This is a genomic window from Methylobacterium sp. 092160098-2, assembly GCF_028920805.1.
GTDB classification, from domain to species: Bacteria; Pseudomonadota; Alphaproteobacteria; order Rhizobiales; family Beijerinckiaceae; genus Methylobacterium; species Methylobacterium fujisawaense.
In genome coordinates, this window is the sequence record NZ_JAQPZJ010000002.1 from 624,479 (window position 1) to 641,782 (window position 17,304).

At 68.4% G+C, this 17,304-nt stretch carries 15 protein-coding genes and 1 riboswitch; of the genes, 5 read left to right on the plus strand and 10 right to left on the minus strand.

What is annotated here, in order from left to right; translation table 11 throughout:
- Window positions 1-954: 954 nt before the first annotated feature.
- The 4 genes from PQI07_RS28390 (at window position 955) to PQI07_RS28405 (ending at window position 5,315) form a co-directional block, all read left to right on the plus strand.
- Window positions 955-2,391, plus strand: a complete 1,437-nt coding sequence (locus PQI07_RS28390) for a homospermidine synthase (protein WP_274928287.1) — start codon at window positions 955-957, stop codon at window positions 2,389-2,391.
- Between the two features lie 14 nt (window positions 2,392-2,405).
- On the plus strand, window positions 2,406-3,686 hold the full coding sequence (gene hpnE / locus PQI07_RS28395; RefSeq protein WP_274928288.1) for a hydroxysqualene dehydroxylase HpnE: 1,281 nt from the start codon (window positions 2,406-2,408) through the stop codon (window positions 3,684-3,686).
- A gap of 322 nt (window positions 3,687-4,008) precedes the next feature.
- Window positions 4,009-5,034: a universal stress protein gene (locus PQI07_RS28400; RefSeq protein ID WP_274928289.1), complete on the plus strand. Its 1,026-nt coding sequence runs from the start codon at window positions 4,009-4,011 to the stop codon at window positions 5,032-5,034.
- Between the two features lie 122 nt (window positions 5,035-5,156).
- Entirely contained in the window at window positions 5,157-5,315 is a 159-nt protein-coding gene (locus PQI07_RS28405) for a hypothetical protein (RefSeq protein ID WP_274928290.1), read from the plus strand.
- A 96-nt stretch (window positions 5,316-5,411) separates the two neighbouring features.
- On the opposite strand, the gene PQI07_RS28410 is transcribed toward PQI07_RS28405, so the two are convergent.
- Window positions 5,412-6,497, minus strand: coding sequence for a calcium:cation antiporter (locus tag PQI07_RS28410; protein WP_274928291.1), 1,086 nt, complete (start codon window positions 6,495-6,497; stop codon window positions 5,412-5,414).
- A gap of 399 nt (window positions 6,498-6,896) precedes the next feature.
- On the opposite strand from PQI07_RS28410, the gene PQI07_RS28415 reads away from it, so the two are divergent.
- Window positions 6,897-7,790, plus strand: a complete 894-nt coding sequence (locus PQI07_RS28415; RefSeq protein ID WP_274928292.1) for a VOC family protein — start codon at window positions 6,897-6,899, stop codon at window positions 7,788-7,790.
- Between the two features lie 44 nt (window positions 7,791-7,834).
- On the opposite strand, the gene PQI07_RS28420 is transcribed toward PQI07_RS28415, so the two are convergent.
- The 9 genes from PQI07_RS28420 to PQI07_RS28460 form a co-directional block, all read right to left on the minus strand.
- Window positions 7,835-9,226 carry an amidohydrolase gene (locus PQI07_RS28420; RefSeq protein WP_274928293.1) on the minus strand — a complete coding sequence of 464 codons (1,392 nt, stop codon included), beginning with the start codon at window positions 9,224-9,226 and terminating at the stop codon, window positions 7,835-7,837.
- An 88-nt stretch (window positions 9,227-9,314) separates the two neighbouring features.
- Window positions 9,315-9,953: a trimeric intracellular cation channel family protein gene (locus PQI07_RS28425; protein WP_274928294.1), complete on the minus strand. Its 639-nt coding sequence runs from the start codon at window positions 9,951-9,953 to the stop codon at window positions 9,315-9,317.
- 89 nt (window positions 9,954-10,042) lie between these two features.
- A complete protein-coding gene (locus PQI07_RS28430) occupies window positions 10,043-10,777 on the minus strand; it encodes a L,D-transpeptidase (protein WP_274928295.1) in 735 nt (244 codons plus the stop codon).
- A 324-nt stretch (window positions 10,778-11,101) separates the two neighbouring features.
- A riboswitch (glycine riboswitch) is annotated at window positions 11,102-11,191 on the minus strand.
- Between the two features lie 152 nt (window positions 11,192-11,343).
- Entirely contained in the window at window positions 11,344-12,981 is a 1,638-nt protein-coding gene (gene ctaD / locus PQI07_RS28435) for a cytochrome c oxidase subunit I (RefSeq protein ID WP_274928296.1), read from the minus strand.
- Between the two features lie 411 nt (window positions 12,982-13,392).
- Window positions 13,393-14,517 (minus strand): two-component system sensor histidine kinase NtrB, encoded by a 1,125-nt coding sequence (locus PQI07_RS28440; protein ID WP_274928297.1) that lies wholly within the window; start codon window positions 14,515-14,517, stop codon window positions 13,393-13,395.
- A gap of 125 nt (window positions 14,518-14,642) precedes the next feature.
- A complete protein-coding gene (locus PQI07_RS28445; RefSeq protein WP_274928298.1) occupies window positions 14,643-14,801 on the minus strand; it encodes a hypothetical protein in 159 nt (52 codons plus the stop codon).
- A gap of 35 nt (window positions 14,802-14,836) precedes the next feature.
- On the minus strand, window positions 14,837-15,436 hold the full coding sequence (locus PQI07_RS28450; RefSeq protein WP_274928299.1) for an HPF/RaiA family ribosome-associated protein: 600 nt from the start codon (window positions 15,434-15,436) through the stop codon (window positions 14,837-14,839).
- Window positions 15,437-15,496: 60 nt separating this feature from the next.
- The gene (locus PQI07_RS28455) at window positions 15,497-16,426 is read right to left on the minus strand and encodes a universal stress protein (RefSeq protein WP_274928300.1); all 930 of its coding nucleotides are present in this window, start codon (window positions 16,424-16,426) and stop codon (window positions 15,497-15,499) included.
- 39 nt (window positions 16,427-16,465) lie between these two features.
- A complete protein-coding gene (locus tag PQI07_RS28460) occupies window positions 16,466-16,666 on the minus strand; it encodes a hypothetical protein (RefSeq protein WP_274928301.1) in 201 nt (66 codons plus the stop codon).
- Window positions 16,667-17,304: the final 638 nt, after the last annotated feature.

The following is a 17,304-nucleotide window of genomic DNA, read 5'->3' on the forward strand; positions in this document are numbered from 1 at the left end:
TTCGACCGCTCCTATGCGCCCCTGTCCTTCGCCTCCCGTTTCCGGTGGCGCAACGGAGCCGGCTTGCATCCGTCCGGGAGGATGTCTTGATGATGGTCGTGGACCATGTCCGCGGTGAGGGGCTTGCCGATGAAGCAAGCACCCTCCGGCATGTCGCCGGGTTCGGGCCGCAGGTGGCCGGAGGTGACCGCTCGCCCGCGACCGATCTACCTGCCCGAAGCAGGCCACGATGGGAGAGCCGCCGGATACGCATGATCTGCCCAGCATCCCGGAAGTCCTGGCGCTCAACATTCCTCGCTTCGCCTTCCCTTAAAGCTCCGAAACTCCGAAAGACGTGCCGGGCGTTAGTTGACACCCGTACGGCTTAGCCTATGCTCCGGCGCATCATGTCCAGCCTACTTCAAAGCATTCGCCTCTTGGGGCGTGCGGGCAGCCTGCAAGCAGGCACTTAAGCCCTGGCGCTTGGCCAGCCTCGCGAGGCGGGGCCGGCTCCAGGGGCAGATCTCCGACGCATCTTCGTTCGTTCCAGGCGCTGCTTCCGAGCAAGGAGCGCCTGGGCCCGCGCGACCTCGCCCCGCCGGGCGGTCTTGCGGTGAGATGGCGGGATGAGCGCGACCCGGTCGCTTCCAACGATAGCTGCCAGCAACCCAGGAACCGGTCATCCGGAAGGATGCGGTCGTCGTACCTGGAATGATGGGGGCCTCCGTCCAGGCCTCGCCCGGGGACGGAGGTCTCCGGTCTCGCGCCGTGCACGCCGGCTTTCGAGACATGTCGCCTTGAGCGGCATTCAAGCTATCCCGAGGCGCATCGAAGATGAATTGAAGGTGTCACGAGCGTTCGATTGAGATCTTTCTGCAGCCTCGTTCGCCGTTGATGCCTCACGACTTGCAATCCGATGCCCGCGCGTTCGCGGTCGAAGCCTCACCAGTGCGCACAACACAAGGGAAATCAGCAATGACCGAACCCATCTGGCCCGTCCACGGCCGCATCGCCGGTCCCGTCGTGATGATCGGCTTCGGCTCGATCGGCCGCGGCATCCTTCCGCTGATCGAACGCCACTTCGAGTACGACCGCGCCCGCTTCACCGTGATCGACCCGGTCGACACGCATCGGGCGCTGGCCGAGAAGCACGGCCTGCGCTTCAAGAAGGTCGCGCTGACACCGGAGAACTACCGCGACGTGCTCACCCCGCTGCTCACGGAGGGCGGCGGCCAGGGCTTCTGCGTGAACCTGTCGGTCGACACCTCGTCGCGGGCGATCATGGAGCTCTGCCGCCAGCTCGGCGCCCTCTACATCGATACCGTGGCCGAGCCCTGGCCGGGCTTCTATTTCGACAAGTCCAAGAGCCAGGGCGACCGCACCAACTACGCGCTCCGCCAGGAGATCCTCGACGCGCGCGCCGCCCGCCCCGGTGGCACGACCGCGGTCTCCTGCTGCGGCGCCAATCCCGGCATGGTCTCGTGGTTCGTCAAGCAGGCGCTCCTGAACATCGCCCAGGATACCGGCCTGCAGCGGCCCGAGCCCAAGACCAAGGCCGAGTGGGCCGGCCTGATGAAGGATCTGGGCGTGAAGGGCGTCCACATCGCCGAGCGGGACACGCAGCGCGCCAAGACCCCGAAGCCGCGCGGCGTCTTCGTCAACACGTGGTCGGTCGAGGGCTTCGTCTCCGAAGGCAACCAGCCAGCCGAGCTGGGCTGGGGCACGCACGAGACCTGGAAGCCCGCCAATGCCCGGGAGCAGGAGAAGGGTTCGCGTTGCGCGATCTACCTGCTGCAGCCGGGCGCCGACACCCGCGTTCGCTCCTGGACGCCGACGGCCCGGTCGCAACACGCCTTCCTCGTGACGCACAGCGAGGCCGTCTCGATCTCCGACTACTACACGGTGCTGGAGGGCGAGCGCGCCGCCTACCGCCCGACCTGCCACTATGCCTACCATCCGGCCGACGACGCGGTGCTGTCGCTCCACGAGATGTTCGGCAACGCCGCCAAGGTGCAGGAGCGGCACCATATCCTCGACGAGACTGAGATCGTCGACGGGATCGACGAGCTCGGCGTGCTCGTCTACGGCCACAAGAAGAACGCCTACTGGTACGGCTCGCAGCTCTCCATCGAGGAGACCCGCCGGGTCGCCCCCTACCAGAACGCCACCGGCCTGCAGGTGACCTCGGCGGTGCTCGCCGGCATGGTCTGGGCCCTGGAGAACCCGCAGGCCGGCATCGTGGAGGCCGACGAGATGGATTTCCGCCGCTGCCTGGAAGTCCAGACGCCGTATCTCGGCCCTGTCGTTGGCGTGTACACGGACTGGACGCCGCTCACCGACCGCCCGGGCCTGTTCCCAGAGGACATCGACACCAGCGATGCCTGGCAGTTCCGGAACGTGCTCGTACAGTAGCGGGAGCGTACGCGATGACGAGTGCCGTTCACGTCGTGGGCGCGGGGCTGTCGGGGCTCTCCGCGGCCGTGCGTCTCGTGGATGCCGGGCGCACGGTGACCGTGCATGAGGCCGCTGGCCACGCCGGCGGCCGCTGCAGGTCCTATCACGACCCGCATCTCGGGATGACCATCGACAACGGCAACCACCTTGTCCTGTCGGGCAACGGGGCGGCGCTCGCCTTCCTGGATCGCATCGGCGGCCGCGAGGCGGTCGCCGTGGAGGCGCGCGCGGAGTTTCCCTTTATCGACCTCGCGGCGGGCGAGCGCTGGACGCTGCGCCTCAACGAGGGGCGCGTGCCGTGGTGGATCCTCGATCCCGACCGACGCGTTCCGGGCACCCAGGCCACCGATTACGCAGAGATCCTCCGCCTCCTGTCGGCGACGCCGGGCGCGAAGGTATCGGATGTCCTTCCTTGCGAGGGGCCGCTCTACGAACGGCTCTGGCGCCCCATCCTCCTGGCGGCGTTGAACATCGACCCGAGCGAAGCGGATGCGACCCTCGCCGCACAGGTCGTTCGGGAAACCTTTGGCCAAGGGGGGCAAGCCTGTCGGCCCGTCATAGCGCAGGGCGGCCTCTCGGAGGCCTTCGTCCACCCAGCATTGCGCTTCCTGGAGGAGCGTGGGGCAGTGGTCCGCCTCAACACGCGTCTGTACCGCCTCGCGTATGAAGGGGGCCGCGTCGCCGGCCTCGTCTTCGGCGCCGGCTCGATGCCGCTGCGGCCTTGGGATCAGGTCATCCTTGCACTGCCTCCAAAGGCGACGACCGACGTCGTCCCGGGGTTGGATGCCCCGACGGATCATCGGGGGATCGCGAACGTCCACTTCGGCGTGAGATGCCCGGCCGACATGCCACCGCTGACGGGGGTGGTGAACGGGCTTTCCGACTGGATCTTCGCCTATCCGGACCGGATTTCCGTAACCGTCAGCGCAGCGGAACCAGACGGCATGAGCAGACAGGAACTCGCGCACCGGATCTGGACCGAGGTGTCCTACGTCACGGGCCGGTATATGACCGCGCTGTCCGAGATGCCGCCGCCTTGGCAGGTCATCCGCGAGAAGCGTGCGACCTTTGCGGCAACGCCCGAGGCCGCCCGGCTTCGCCCTCGAACGCGCACGGAATTCCGGAATCTCTTCATCGCCGGCGACTGGACCGACACGGGCTTGCCCGCCTGCATCGAGGGGGCCGTTCGGTCGGGCGATAAGGCGGCCCGTACCGCGATGGAAGCAACGGGCAGAGCAGCCACCACATCTTGAGCCCAACGCTTAAACGAAAACTTGAATAAATTTGAAAATTGATTATGTAGTTAGGTGTTATGTTTATTTCGGATCGACCTCTCAACAAGAGAGCCGGCCGCCTCGTCGCAGGCCGCTAATCCCCCAGACCGGAGAGCGTCAAACGCTCGACGCTCGGGGGCGATAATTATCCATACAGACCAGCCCGACAGCCAATGATGGCTTCTCGGCCGCCGACACGGCGGCTGGAGTTCGCTCGATCTCGCGCGAGCGTGGACGTGCACGTCGGGCCGCCGATCCACCCAGGCTTTCGTCGAAGTCCCCGCTCTCAGGAGGAGGTCCCATGCGCATTCTCGTAGCCACCGACTTCTCACCCCGCTCCCAACGGGCGGTGCGGCGCGCAGGCATCCTGGCCGCCCAGAGTGGCGGAAAGGTCATCCTGATGCACGTCGTGGTCGGCCCGAACTCGCAGGAAACCTCGCAGGATATCCGCGAGGCTCAGCGGATGACCGTCGAACAGGTCGCCGTGGTGCCGGAACTCTTCCGTATCCCGTGCGAGCCGCTCGTGGTCCGGGGCTGCCCCTCCGCCGAGATCCCGGATGCGGCGGCGGCTCGTGATATCGACCTGATCGTGGTCGGCGCCTCGCATCGGGCGCCGACCCGCGATTCGGGGCGGACCCTCCGGAACCTGATCCGCAGCGCCCCATGCCCCATCCTCGTCGCACGGCGCTTCGCCGCTTCTCCCTACGCGAGGATCCTGATCCCCGTCGACCTTTCGGATGCGTCGGCACGGGCGCTGCGGAGCGCGGGTTCGCTCAAGCTCGTGGACGGCGCGCACGTCACCGTCCTGCATGCCTTCGAGGCGCCGGGGAAGTCCAAGCTGTCCGGGTTCGCGGTCGCGCGCGACCAGATCGACAGCTACGTCGAGGGTTGCCGTTCCAAGTCCGCGGAGGATGTCGAGGCGCTTCTCGCAAGCGTCGGCCTCGCCGGGCGAGGTTGGTCGCGGTGGATGGAGGAGGGTTCCGCGCAGGAGGCCATCGCCCGCCTTGCCGGGAGGCTCCCCGCGGACCTGGTCGTGATCGGCACCCATGCCCGCACGGGGTTCAGGAAGGCGCTGCTCGGGAGCGTCACCGAGCATGTCCTGTCCACCGGAGGCGCGGACGTGATGGTGATCCCCCCGGATACTCCCGGAGGATGCCGACGGTTCGGGCCGCCGACGCGTGCCGGATGGCCCGAAGCCAGGCAGCCCGCGCCTAGGCTCGTGCTCGGGCAGGCGTCTGCGACCGGCGCATCCAGGCATACGGAGCCGCACCATCGCGGCCGCGCATGTGGAGGTGACGCGTCGTTCGCCATGCACTTCGCCCCTTGATGTCCGCGACGACGGACTTCGGGCAAGATGGACGCGGATGTCGCCGCTGTCACCACAAGCTTGGGCGCCGATCCGGGACCGTGGGCGTGAGCGGTTGGCGTGACCCGCCAGGGAGAGGCTCGATGAAGATCGTCGCCGCACGGGCCATGGCCATCGGGCTCATGCTGTTGGTGCTGGGCACGGCACGCTGGCTGGAGCAGCTCGGCACGTCGCTCGTGTTTGAGGGCTGCCTCGCCGCCGCCATTGCGGCGACCGTGGTCGTGGTGCTCGCACGCTGGTGAACTTGCCAAAGGCACGAACCGAGACTTCGGCAGGGGGCCCGCCCGGCGTGAGAGGGCATGGCGTTGGAAGCCATGCCCACCCTGCGGGCAGGCTCCTCAAGGCATCACGGCGAAGAACAGGAACGAGGCGAAGATCACGAGGTGTACGATGCCCTGGAGCACGGTCGTGCGCCCCGTGCCGAGGGTGATGACGGCGACGAGGAGGGTAAGGGCCAGAAGCACCTGGTCCTTCGGTCCGAGGCCGAGGGCGAGCGGGTGGCCGGTGAGCACGGAGACCAGGGCGACCGCGGGGATGGTCAGGCCAATGGATGCCAGTGCAGAGCCGAGCGCGAGGTTCATGCTGGTCTGGAGCCGGTCGGCGCGGGCCGCACGGACGGCCGCAACTCCCTCGGGCATGAGGACGAGCATCGCGATGACGATGCCGGACACCGCCTTGGGGATGCCGAGCCCGTCGATGCCCCATTCCAGCGTGGGCGTGAGCACCTTGGCGAGGCCCACCACTGCCACGAGGCAGACGAGGAGCAAGCCGAAGCTCGACAGGGCCAATCTGCCGGACGGTGGCGCGGCATGCTCCTTCTCGCCGCCCGTGCCGCTTTCCGGCAGGAAATAGTCCCGGTGGCGAACGGTCTGCACGAAGACGAAGGAGCCGTAGAGGACCAGGGAGGCCGCCGCGGCGAACAGGAGCTGGGGTGCCGTGAAGACCGGTCCGGCGGTGCTCACGAAGTTCGGCAGGACCAGGGTCAGGGTGACGAGGGCCGCGAGGACGGCGAGGGCCGCGAGCGCCCCATGGAGCCGGAAGCCTTGCACGCGGTGGCGGACGCCGCCCGAGAGCAGGCACAGGCCGACAAGCCCGTTGCAGATGATCATCACGGCTGCGAAGACCGTGTCGCGCGCAAGCTCCGTCTTGCCGCTCCCGCCGCCGAGCATCACCGAGACGATGAGCGCGACCTCGATCACGGTGACCGCGAGCGCCAGCACGAGGGTGCCGAACGGTTCGCCGACCCGGTGAGCGACGACCTCCGCGTGGAAGACCGCCGCGAACACCGTCGCGACCAGGACGACGCCGGCTGCGCCGAGCAGGAGGACAGGCGGCTCCGTCATCAGCGCCGCCCCAAGCAGCACCAGGGCCAGGGCGGGCCAAGTCCAACTCCACCACGGCATCCCGGCTTGTGGCACCTGCATGGTTCGTTGCCTTTCAAAGCTTCAAAAGCGCCCGGTAGCGGATTGCGGGACAAAGGCTTTTGCGCGGTAACGCCACCCGACGCCAGCATGTCTCGAACCTATGCGGCGACGAGGGTCGAGACCAATCCAGGTCGGTCCTGCAGGCGAGGAGCAAGTTGCGTTCGGACCTTTTCCATTCACCTGAGTGGCGGTGACCGTTGGGCACGCCCCCGCCCGGCGACAGGGTGAAGGTTTTTGGGGGAACTGCCCGCACGGTTCGCTATCTCGGACCGTGCTCGACTTCCGCAAGCGACCGGAAGCCAGGTGGCTCGTCGGCGGGGCGGCCGCGTTATCGTACCGGAGGCCGGCTCGGCACCACGGTTTCATGTCCTTGAGGCTTGCCGCTCCCGGAGACAAACCATGAGAGATCCAGCACCGATTCCCGCGACCGAAGTCCCGGATCTGGTTCTTGCCAGGGCACTCTACCGGATCGGTGCGGTGGCGCTTGTCGCGCGGGATGTGGCTTCGCTCACGCGCTTCTACTCGGGCATCATCGGGCTCCGGATCGTGTCCCGGGAGGCCGACACGGTGCGGCTCGGCGAAGGCGACACGGTGCTCCTCGTGCTGCGGCACGATCCGTCCGCACGGCATTGGAGGTCGACGGAGGCAGGGTTGTTCCACACGGCGTTCCGGCTACCGAGCCGCGGCGATCTTGGCGTATGGCTCCGGCACGCGGAGGCATGCGGCATCACGCTCACGGGTGCCGCCGACCACCTCGTCAGCGAAGCGGTCTACCTCACCGACCCGGAGGGCAACGGCATCGAGATCTACGTCGACCGCCCGAGCTCGGAATGGCAGTGGACCGAGGACGGCTCCGTCGTGATGCGCAACGAACGGCTCGACCATGCCGGGCTCGTCCGTGCCGCCGACAGGCCCTGGTCTGGAATGCCGCCCGGCTCCTGCGTCGGCCATGTCCACCTCCAGGTCGGCGACCTGGACGCGACGGAGCGCTTCTACGCGGGCCTGCTCGGGTTCGATGTCATGTGCCGCTATCCCGGCGCCCTGTTCCTGGGAGCAGGCGGCTACCACCACCAGCTCGCCGGCAACGTCTGGAACAGTCGTGATGCCGCGGTTCGTACGGACGGGGCGACGGGTCTTGCGGAGGTCGAGCTGCTCGCCGACGGGGGGACCCTTGCTACGGTGCGGATACGATGCCGGGATGCGGGCGTGTCCTTCGTCGAGGACGGGAACACGCTGGTCGTACGCGATCCGTGGGGAACGCAGCTGCGTATGAAGCTCGGGCCAGCGCATTGAAGGTCCGGGAAAGAGCCGAGGCAGACGCTCCGGCTCCGGCCTCGTCAGCGTGCCTTCGCGTCCGAAGCCAGGGGCGCCAGCCAAGGAGCGGCCGCCGCAAGCATCGTCTCCACGCCGGTCCGAAGGGTCGGCGTCAGGACCGGCGCGAACTCCGGCGCGTGGTTTGAGGGAAGAGCGTCCAAGGTCCCGGCCTTCTCGGCCTCCGCGTAGCGCTTCGGATCGGTCCCGCCGACGAACCAGAACACCGAGGGCACGTCCCAGGCTCGGGCAAAAACCGTGAAGTCCTCGCTGGCGGCCGCATTGCCGGCAGGCTGCACCCGGTCCGCGCCCAGGCGCTGCTTCAGGGCCTCGGTCACCTTCGCCGTCGCGTCCGCGTCGTTCACTGTCAGCGGGAAACGTCCGAGCATCGTGAGGAGGGGCGGCTTCGGGGCGCCCGAGATGGAGGCCTCCCCATCGACTATCCGCTTGATCGACGAGAGCACTTTGTCCCGCACCCCATCGTCGTAGGTCCGGACGTTGAGCTGAAGCTCGGCTTGGTCCGGGATGATGTTGGCGCTGGAGCCGGCCTGCATCGACCCGACCGAGACCACGGCGCTGTCGCTCATGGAGACCTCGCGCGAGACGATGGTCTGCAGCCGCATAACCGTCGCGGCGGCCATCACCACCGGATCGATGGTGGATTCCGGACCGGAGCCGTGCCCGCCGCGGCCGTACAGCGTCACCTTGAGGCTGTCGCTCTGGGAAAGCACGGGACCGCTGGCGAGGCGCACCTGCCCGGCCGGGAACGGCAGCACGTGCTGGCCGAGCGTGACGACCGGCTTCGGGAAGCGCTTCACCATGCCGTCATCGACCATGGCCTTTGCACCCTCGCCGATCTCCTCGCCCGGCTGGAACACGGCCAAGACGGTGCCGCGCCACTTGTCCTTGTTCGCGGCCAGGACCTGGGTCGCACCCATCAGCCAGGTCACGTGCAGGTCGTGCCCGCAGGAATGCGCGATGGCCGTCTCCCGGCCGGATGCGGGATCGGTCCCCTTCTTCGTGCTGGCATAGGGAAGGCCGGTGTTCTCCTTCATCGGGAGGGCGTCCATGTCGGCGCGCAGCAGCACCGTCGGGCCCTCGCCGTTGCGCAGCAGCCCGACGACGCCCGTGCCACCTACGCCCTCCGTCACCGCGTAGCCCTGGTCCCGGAGCCAGCGGGCGGCGATGCCGGCGGTGCGGCGCTCCTGCATCGACAGCTCGGGGTTGGCGTGGATGTCCTTGTAGACGCCCTCCAGCCTCGCCAGCAGGTCGTCCGAGGGGCCAGGTAACGCGCTCTGACCGGCCTTCACGTCCTCCCGACTGGAATCCTGCGCGAGGGCGGGGCCAGAGAAGGCGGCGGCGGACAGGATCATCCGCGCGACCAGCGCAAAACCGTTGAGCGGTGCTCGGAACACCATCCTCGCTCTCCTTTCGTCGACCCAGGTGGCGAGACCGTCCTGGTGCGCGGTAGGTTGAACGCTTTCGAGGCGGTCCGGGTGCGATGGCTTACCGCGGATTGTCGTAGCGGACGCCGGGCCGGGGGCGATATCGCGGGAGCTCCCAGCCGAAGCGGAGCGATGCGGCGCGCACGAGCAAGCCGATTGAGAAGCCAACTCCGACCGCGATCTCACGCGGAATTCCGAGGGCGATCAAGGAGGTGAACGTGGCAGCCCCAACCAGGGCAGCCGTGGCATAGACCTCCCGGCTCAGGATGACCGGGCTCTCACCTCCGAGGAGGTCGCGGATGATGCCCCCGAAGGTGGCGGTGATCACGCCCATCGCCACGGCTACCTCGGCGCTCGCTCCCGTTTGCAAAGCCCTCTCGGCCCCGACCACCGCGAACAGCGCCAAGCCCAATGCATCTAACCACAGAAGGTACCTGTAGCGGGACTGAGGGATGTGAGCGGCAAAGAACGCCACCCCTGAGACGAGCAGGCAAGTCGTCAGGTAGGCCGGCTCGCCTACCCAGAACACCGCTGAGCCGAGTAGCAGGTCCCGGAGCGTTCCGCCGCCGATGCCCGTCACCGTTCCGAGTACGGCGAACCCGACGAAATCCATCTCCTTGCGCGAGGCGACGAGTGCGCCGGTGACCGTGAACACGATCACGCCGAGCCAGTCGAGGGTCGCAGTTGCCGTTTGGAACATGGTCTATCCCCGGGTGGTGCGAAGCGCAGCCACATCCTGGCGCGTGCGCTTCGGGCTTTCGCTGCCGCGGTCTCGAACAGCTTGGCTCTTCATTTGACGAGCAGGACCTGATTGTCGGGTCGGGGATGGTCACCCCATTCGTGCTGTACCATCACTTCCGGCTGCGAGGTCTTCACGACCACGGTCGTGCCGAGGGGGACGCGGCCGTACAGGTCGTAGATGTCCTCGTTCAGCAGGCGGATGCAGCCGGAGGAGTCCGTGCCGCCGACCGTCCAGGGCTCGTTCGTGCCGTGGATGCGGTACAGGGTGTCTCGGTCGCCCTGGTAGAGGTACAGCGCACGGCACCCGAGGGGGTTGTCGACGCCGGGTTCGACGTAGCGCGGGATGTCGGGGCGGCGCTTCAGCATGTCCGCCGTCGGCCGCCAGCCCGGCCACTTGGCCTTGCGCTTGATCACCGCGGTGCCGGACCAGGTGAACCCCGCCCGGCCCACGCCGATGCCGTACCGGAGCGCGGTGCGACCCTCGCGCACGAGATAGAGAAAGCGCTCGTGGGTATCGATGACGAGGATCCCGGCCCGCTCCGGCCCGTCGTAATCCACGAGTTGCTTGCGGAACTCCGGCGGGACGAGCGCGAGGTCGACCTTGGGGACGTCGAAGGGATGGTCCGGGATCGAGCCTATGAACCACGCGTCGCGGTTCGAAGCCGGGTCGACCGGCTCCGGTGCCTTCCGCGGTTCGGGCTCGGTATCCCAGAAGAATGCCTGCGCGCGGGCGGGTGCGAGGACGGCGGCGGCGAGAAGGAGGGAACGGCGGGTAGCCAACATCGTGGTGCATCCAGGCTGGGCGTTCGATGGGCGGCGCGGCCCCGGTCATGATCGACCACGCCCCGCGGACGATGCCAGGCGTGCGTCGCCGTCGAGGCTCACGCGGTGAGCCAGCCGGTTCCGTGCGGTGAGGGCGGCGCGAGCCGATGGGCGCGCGGCAGGTCAGGCTATGGGAATGTCATCGCGCGGGCCTCCGAGGTCGCTCCGCACGCGTCCCGCATGCGAGCCCCCTCTGTCATCGGCCTGAGAGTTTCGCCTGGGCCTCGGAAGAGGCCTCGACTTACACCATCGGCGGGAGCCCGAGCTCCGCTTTCCAGAGTGTTGAACGAACGAGCGGTCCGGGTGCCTGAGAGTTTCCGGGGCGGTTGCTCCTTCGGCGGCCGGTTCGTACCGGCTCTCTCCCGCTCGTCGCTGGGCCTAACTTGGCCGTTCGTTTACGGCCGAATTGTGGGACCGGCGTAAAATTCGTTAGCTTGCGATCAAATGTCTTCGTTTGGGCATGAGGCAGGGCCATGAAGCGGGCCGCGGCTCCGGTGCTGCGCTGGGTGACCGGGTCATTGCCGCCATCAGCGTGCGCGCGGCTCGTCGACGATGCGGGGCAGCGTCTCGAATTGGTGGTAGGGCGGCGGCGAGGACAGGGTCCATTCCAGGGTCGTCGCACCTTCGCCCCATGGGTTGTCCGCGGCCCGCTCCTTCGAGCGGAAGGCCAGCACCACGCCGATCATGAACACGAACAGGCCCAAGGCGAAGACGTGGCCGCCGTACGTCGCGACCTGCTGCCAAGGTCCGTACGCGTCGGGGTAATCGGCGTAGCGGCGCGGCATGCCGGCGAGGCCGAGGAAGTGCATCGGGAAGAACAGGACGTTCGACCCGATGAAGGCCAGCCAGAAGTGCAGCTTGCCCACCCATTCCGGGATGACGTGCCCGGTCATCTTCGGGAACCAGTAGTAGACGCCCGCGAAGATGATGAACACCGCGCCCAGCGACAGCACGTAGTGGAAGTGCGCCACGACGTAGTAGGTATCGTGCAGGTACTTATCGACCGCCGAGTTCGCCAGCACGACGCCGGTCACGCCGCCGACGGTGAACAGGAAGATGAAGCCGAGCGCCCAATGCATGGTGGCGGTGAAGCGGATGGAGCCGCCCCACATCGTGGCGATCCACGAGAAGATCTTCACGCCTGTGGGCACCGCGATCACCATCGTGGCGAACACGAAGTAGGACTGCGTCTGGAGCGACAGGCCGACCGTGTACATGTGGTGGGCCCACACCACGAAGCCGACGACGCCGATGGCGACCATGGCGTAGGCCATCGCGAGATAGCCGAAGATCGGCTTGCGCGAGAACGTCGAGATGATGTGCGAGACGATGCCGAAGGCCGGTAGGATCATCACGTATACTTCGGGGTGGCCGAAGAACCAGAACAGGTGCTGGAACAGGATCGGGTCACCGCCGCCGGCCGGATCGAAGAACGTCGTGCCGAAGTTGCGGTCTGTGAGCAGCATCGTGATGGCGCCCGCGAGCACCGGGAGTGACAGCAGCAGCAGGAAGGCGGTGACGAGTTGCCCCCAGGCGAAGAGCGGCATCTTGTGCAGCGTCATGCCCGGGGCGCGCATGTTGAGGATGGTGGTGATGAAGTTGATCGCGCCCAGGATCGAGGCCGCGCCCGCGAGGTGGATCGAGAAGATGCCGAAGTCGACGGCCGGGCCGGGATGGCCGACGGTCGACAGCGGCGGGTAAAGCGTCCAGCCCGTGCCCGCGCCCTGGGTGCCGGGCGCGCCCTCGACGAACAGCGAGCACAGCAGACTGCAGAAGGCCGCCACCGTCAGCCAGAACGAGATGTTGTTCATGCGCGGGAACGCCATGTCGGGCGCGCCGATCATGAGGGGCACGAACCAGTTGCCGAAGCCGCCGATCAGGGCCGGCATGACCGTGAAGAAGATCATGATCAGGCCGTGGCCCGTCACGAAGACGTTGTAGGTCTGCGGGTTCGAGAAGTATTGCAGGCCGGGCTGCTCCAATTCCATCCGCATGGCGAAGGACAGGAACGCGCCGATCATGCCCGCGCAGAAGGCGAAGAGCAGGTAGAGGGTGCCGATGTCCTTGTGGTTCGTGGACATGAACCAGCGGGCGAAGAAGGATGGTGGCGCATGGGCATGACCGGCGCCGCCGGAGGCCGCGTGGGAGACGTGAGCGTCCGCCATGGTGAACCCTTTCATTCAGCCAAGCCGAAGAGGTCCGAAAACAAGCTTCTCTGATCGAGATCCATGTGGCAAGCCGCCAATGATCTTGGCTTTGAAGATTTCGATTTCTTACGGAAGCTTTGGCGTGGCGACCGAGGGCCTGCGATGTTGACATCCTCCAGCGTGTGAGCCTGCGCTTCGAGGTCGGACCTCCCGCGGGGATCGAGCGCCGGGCGCCGCCTCCCTCCAGTCGGTTGACGAGCCCGGGTCCGCAAAATCCGCGGTCGAGACCGGTCGGCGACGCTGCCAGAACGGCTGGTCGGACAAGCGGGTCTGGATGCCGTAGTGAAAATCCTGCCGCGATGGGTACTTCTGCCAAAAGTGGCGCTGTTCCCCATCGTATACCGTGAGCCCGGAGGGGTCAGTGCAGGCTCAGGCGGCCCTCGGCATTTTCCCCGGGCGCTCCGCGGCCCGGACGGGGAGCCGGATCTCGGCGCACGTGCCTTCTCCCGGGCGGCTCCTGAGGTCGAAGTAGCCACCCGACCGCTCGGCGAAGTCGCGGATCATCGGGAGACCGAGCCCGGTGCCCTTCCCCTCGGCCTTCGTCGTGAAGAGCGGCTCCATGACGCGCGCGAGCGTCGCCTCGTCCATTCCCTGCCCCTCGTCCGCGACCGTCAGGCAGACGCATCGGGCCGGTGCCGAGCCGGACGCATCCAGCGCCGGCACTTCCTCCTCGCAGGCCGAGATGACGACCGACCCACCGTTCGGCATCGCGTCCCGTGCGTTGATCACCAGGTTGAGCAGCGCCATTTCGAGGAGGGAAGGATCGGCGAGCGCCTCCGCGACCGGCGCCGGGAACCGGGTCTCGACGCGCGCCAGGGGACCGGCCGCCTGCCGGAGCATCGGCAGCAGGTCGGAGACCAGCGCCGGGACATCGACCGGCTCCGGCGCCTGCTCCCGCCGTTGCGCGAAGGCCAGCATGCGCCGGGTCAGGGCGGCTCCCCGCTGCGCGACCTGCACCGCGGTATCCAGAAGGGCCGTGGCGTTCCCTTCGTCCTTTACGCTCGGGCGCAGCCTGCGCAGGCTCGCCAGCAGGACGGCAAGCAGGTTGTTGAAGTCGTGGACCAAGCCGGCGGTCAGTTGACCGACGGCCTCCATCCGGTGGGCCTGCAGCAGCATCTCCCGCTGCCTGGTGATGTCGCGGGTGACCTTGACGAAGCCGACCAGGGCGCCGTCGTGGTCGCGCATCGGGCTGACGAGCGCGTGCACCCAGATCCGGCGCCCTCCCCCGCGGACGCGCCAGCCTTCCCGCTCGCTCCGTCCCTCGCGGGCCGCCTGTTCGAGGGCCCTCACCGGCTCTCCAGCCTCCCGCTCCGCCTCGGTGTAGAGGCTTGAGAAGTGGCTGCCGACGACCTCGTCGTCGGCGAGGCCGTCCAGGCGCCGCGCCACGGCGTTCCAACTGATGATCCACCCGTCGAGATCGAGCATGTAGACTGCTTGGTCGACGGGCGTGCCAGCGAGGAGGCGGTCGCGCGGGTCGGTCTGTGGTTGCGGCATGTCTCTCTAATCCTTTCCGTGCCGGGCCTGGCAGGAGCTTTCCGGAAGGGCGCGCGTCCGGGGCCGCGCCGGGATGGCGGACAAGGTTGCGGCCTCCCATCCGCCCGGGCCCGGCGGCGAGCGGCTTACCGGCGGATCACCAGGAGCGCCGTCGTGGCGGCGACGGCGGCCATGAGGCACGTCAGGGCCAGCGGGAGGAGGCCCCATCGCTCCAATTCGCGTGCCGAACCGAGGACGACCAACATGAGCCCCAGCGCGGCGGCGCGCGCAGCGAGGATGCCCATCGGGCTTCTCCCGCCCGGGCTTGGCTGACGGTTCGTCATGGGTGCTCCCCCGGCGTTCCTGCCGGCACCTCAGGCGCGAACGCGATGCGCCGCTCCGTGCGGGCGGAACCGCCCTCCTTGACGTTGCGCGGCACGGCGGCCCCGGGAGCCGGTCCGTCCAGCCACCGTTCGGGCTCCTCCCAGTCGTCGGGGCCGAAGCCGCGGAAGCCCGCCAAGACGAGGGCATTCCCCTGGGGGGCGGTTCCCGCTCGGCGCCCTCGGCGTGCCCATGACCGGCGCCGTGCCGGAGCGCCTCGCGACATCCGGTCGGAACGGGGAAGCTTGTCGTCCCGCAACGTTCGCTTCAGGCGCCGCAGCTGCTTCGCCGCCTTGCGCATCGCCGCGTCGAAGACGGCGTGGCAGCAGAATCCCAGGGATTCACCCGTGACGATCCTCAACGCGCCCATGTCGATGTTGACCGTGCAGCGGTAGCCCCGCCCGTCGCGGCTGAAGTAGACCGTCGCCGCGTTCAGGCGGCCGAAGTATTTCGCCGCGACCCGCTCGACGCCGGCACGCGCGCGCTCTCGCAAGGCGGCGCCCAGCCCGATGCTGGAGCTTCGCACGATGATGGGTGCATCGATGTGTCGAGTGTTCATGCCGGCCTCCGCGTCGCTCGTTTGCAGGACGTGTGGTGGGGCTGCGCCGGAGGGCGCAGGCTAGGTGACCGCGATCCCTGGCGCCGGTTGGCCGTCAGGCGACCGCGAGGACCCGGAGCGCAACCAGGTTGGCCGTCCGGGCGTGCGCCGGGGTGGCGGGACCACCAGCACGTCCGGCCCGGGCGTGGACAGCAGATCCTCGGCCACGCTGCCACGGAGCGCCCTGGCGAGGCCCGTGCGCCCGTGCGTGCCGACGGCGACGAGGTCGGCCCGGCACTCCATCGCGATGCGGGGGATCACGTCCCGGGGCCAGCCCTCCTCGACCCGCCGCCGCCAGTCCCGCCTTCCCAGGCCCTCCCGCGCCAGGACGCCGTCGAGCTCCTCGGCGAACCCCGTGCGGCAGCTCTCGACGTAGCCATCGAGGTGTTCCTGGGAAATACCCGCCGCCCATAGCTTCGTCGTGGCCGGCGCCCGGAACGCGTGCAGCACGGTCACCAAGGCGTCGTCGGCCAGTCCGAGCGACCCCACGCGCCGCAAGGCCCGGGTAGAGGTGTCCGAGAGGTCGACGGGCGCCAGGACTCTGCGGTAGGGCCCTTCGACCGGCTGCCGGACCACGAGGACGGGGCACGGGCTTGCGCGGACCAAGGTCTTGAGGGTCTCCCCGGAAGTCCGCTCGGGGGAGTCGGACGAGGCCCCGACGACGATGAGGTCGACCTCCCAGGCGTTCGCCGCATCGAGGACGGCGCCGGCGGGGTCGCCCCCGATCACGATGGGCTCGCACCACGCCCTGAACAGCTCCGGCACGACCGCGACCTGTTCGAGGATCATGCGCTGGGCCTCGCGGAGGTCCTGCGCGACCTGCCGCGTCCCGAGGCCCTCGACCACGTGCATCGGCATGAGCTTCCCCCGGCGCGGGCCGGCCAGCAGGCCGGCGCGTCGCAGCGCCCGGTGAGACCGTACCGAAAAGTCCGTGGCGACGAGGATACGCATTGAACCTTCCCTCTCGGTGAGGCGGGGGCCTGGCAAGCCTCAGCCCAGGATGTCGATGACGATGCGACGGAGCTCGGCCCGGCTGAGCGTCGGTGGGCACGGCTTCCGGTCCTCCGCCGGGGGCAGCCGCACGCCGTCGTGAGCGGGTTCGGGAAGGCGCGGCGGACTCACGGCGCCGGTCGGCTCTGGACGTAGGAAGGGAACGGGGCCTCCGGGATTGCGGATGATGGGGTGTGTCATCGGTCTGTCTCCGAATAAGCGCGTGGCCGCGCGGCCGCGCGCCCGCCGGCGCGCCCGCGTGCGGATCGGCCTCGCCATCACCGTGCGAACGGGCGTTGCCGGAAGGTGTCTGAAGAGGGGAAGTCGGGTCGGCGCCCCGGGGCGGCCGAACGCGTGGCGTCCGGCGGCTCGGGGGCCTAGCGGCCTGCGACGAGGCGGCCTGCGCGCTTGTTGAGGTGGCGACCCGAAATAGACATAGCGCCAACGACCATATCCCATTCCAGAGATACTGCAAGCCTGAAGTCCTGGCCGGTATCCGTGAGGGAGGCGCCGGGATTGAACCGGAGACAATCTTCCGCCGTCGAGGTCTTTTTTGTCAGCCGCGAAGGTGAGACCAGTCCGAACCGGCCGGAATATTCGGAAGGCGAAGCCGGGCCCCAGGCGCGGCGTGTTCGCGGGCGGCGTCGGCCCGGAAGGCTCAGCCTCCTTGGCCCCGCATGAGCGAGACCAGGACCGCGAGCGCCGTCACCAGTATCGCGAGGTAGAGGGCCAAGCGTAAGAACCCGGCGGCGATCTCACGGCCCCGTGCCGGCACTCGCCTTCCGGCGTCGCGGTCGTCGGGCCGTCGCCCTGGCAGGTGGGTGGGCATCGCCTCGGCC

Coding starts and splice junctions, on each gene's coding strand:
- PQI07_RS28420 (WP_274928293.1), bottom strand. CDS start 9,226: ATGGTGTTCCGAGCACCGCTCAACGGTTTTGCGCTGGTCGCGCGGATG.
- PQI07_RS28425 (WP_274928294.1), bottom strand. CDS start 9,953: ATGTTCCAAACGGCAACTGCGACCCTCGACTGGCTCGGCGTGATCGTG.
- ctaD (WP_274928296.1), bottom strand. CDS start 12,981: ATGGCGGACGCTCACGTCTCCCACGCGGCCTCCGGCGGCGCCGGTCAT.
- PQI07_RS28445 (WP_274928298.1), bottom strand. CDS start 14,801: ATGGGCATCCTCGCTGCGCGCGCCGCCGCGCTGGGGCTCATGTTGGTC.
- PQI07_RS28390 (WP_274928287.1), top strand. CDS start 955: ATGACCGAACCCATCTGGCCCGTCCACGGCCGCATCGCCGGTCCCGTC.
- hpnE (WP_274928288.1), top strand. CDS start 2,406: ATGACGAGTGCCGTTCACGTCGTGGGCGCGGGGCTGTCGGGGCTCTCC.
- PQI07_RS28400 (WP_274928289.1), top strand. CDS start 4,009: ATGCGCATTCTCGTAGCCACCGACTTCTCACCCCGCTCCCAACGGGCG.
- PQI07_RS28430 (WP_274928295.1), bottom strand. CDS start 10,777: ATGTTGGCTACCCGCCGTTCCCTCCTTCTCGCCGCCGCCGTCCTCGCA.
- PQI07_RS28460 (WP_274928301.1), bottom strand. CDS start 16,666: ATGACACACCCCATCATCCGCAATCCCGGAGGCCCCGTTCCCTTCCTA.
- PQI07_RS28405 (WP_274928290.1), top strand. CDS start 5,157: ATGAAGATCGTCGCCGCACGGGCCATGGCCATCGGGCTCATGCTGTTG.
- PQI07_RS28440 (WP_274928297.1), bottom strand. CDS start 14,517: ATGCCGCAACCACAGACCGACCCGCGCGACCGCCTCCTCGCTGGCACG.
- PQI07_RS28455 (WP_274928300.1), bottom strand. CDS start 16,426: ATGCGTATCCTCGTCGCCACGGACTTTTCGGTACGGTCTCACCGGGCG.
- PQI07_RS28415 (WP_274928292.1), top strand. CDS start 6,897: ATGAGAGATCCAGCACCGATTCCCGCGACCGAAGTCCCGGATCTGGTT.
- PQI07_RS28450 (WP_274928299.1), bottom strand. CDS start 15,436: ATGAACACTCGACACATCGATGCACCCATCATCGTGCGAAGCTCCAGC.
- PQI07_RS28410 (WP_274928291.1), bottom strand. CDS start 6,497: ATGCAGGTGCCACAAGCCGGGATGCCGTGGTGGAGTTGGACTTGGCCC.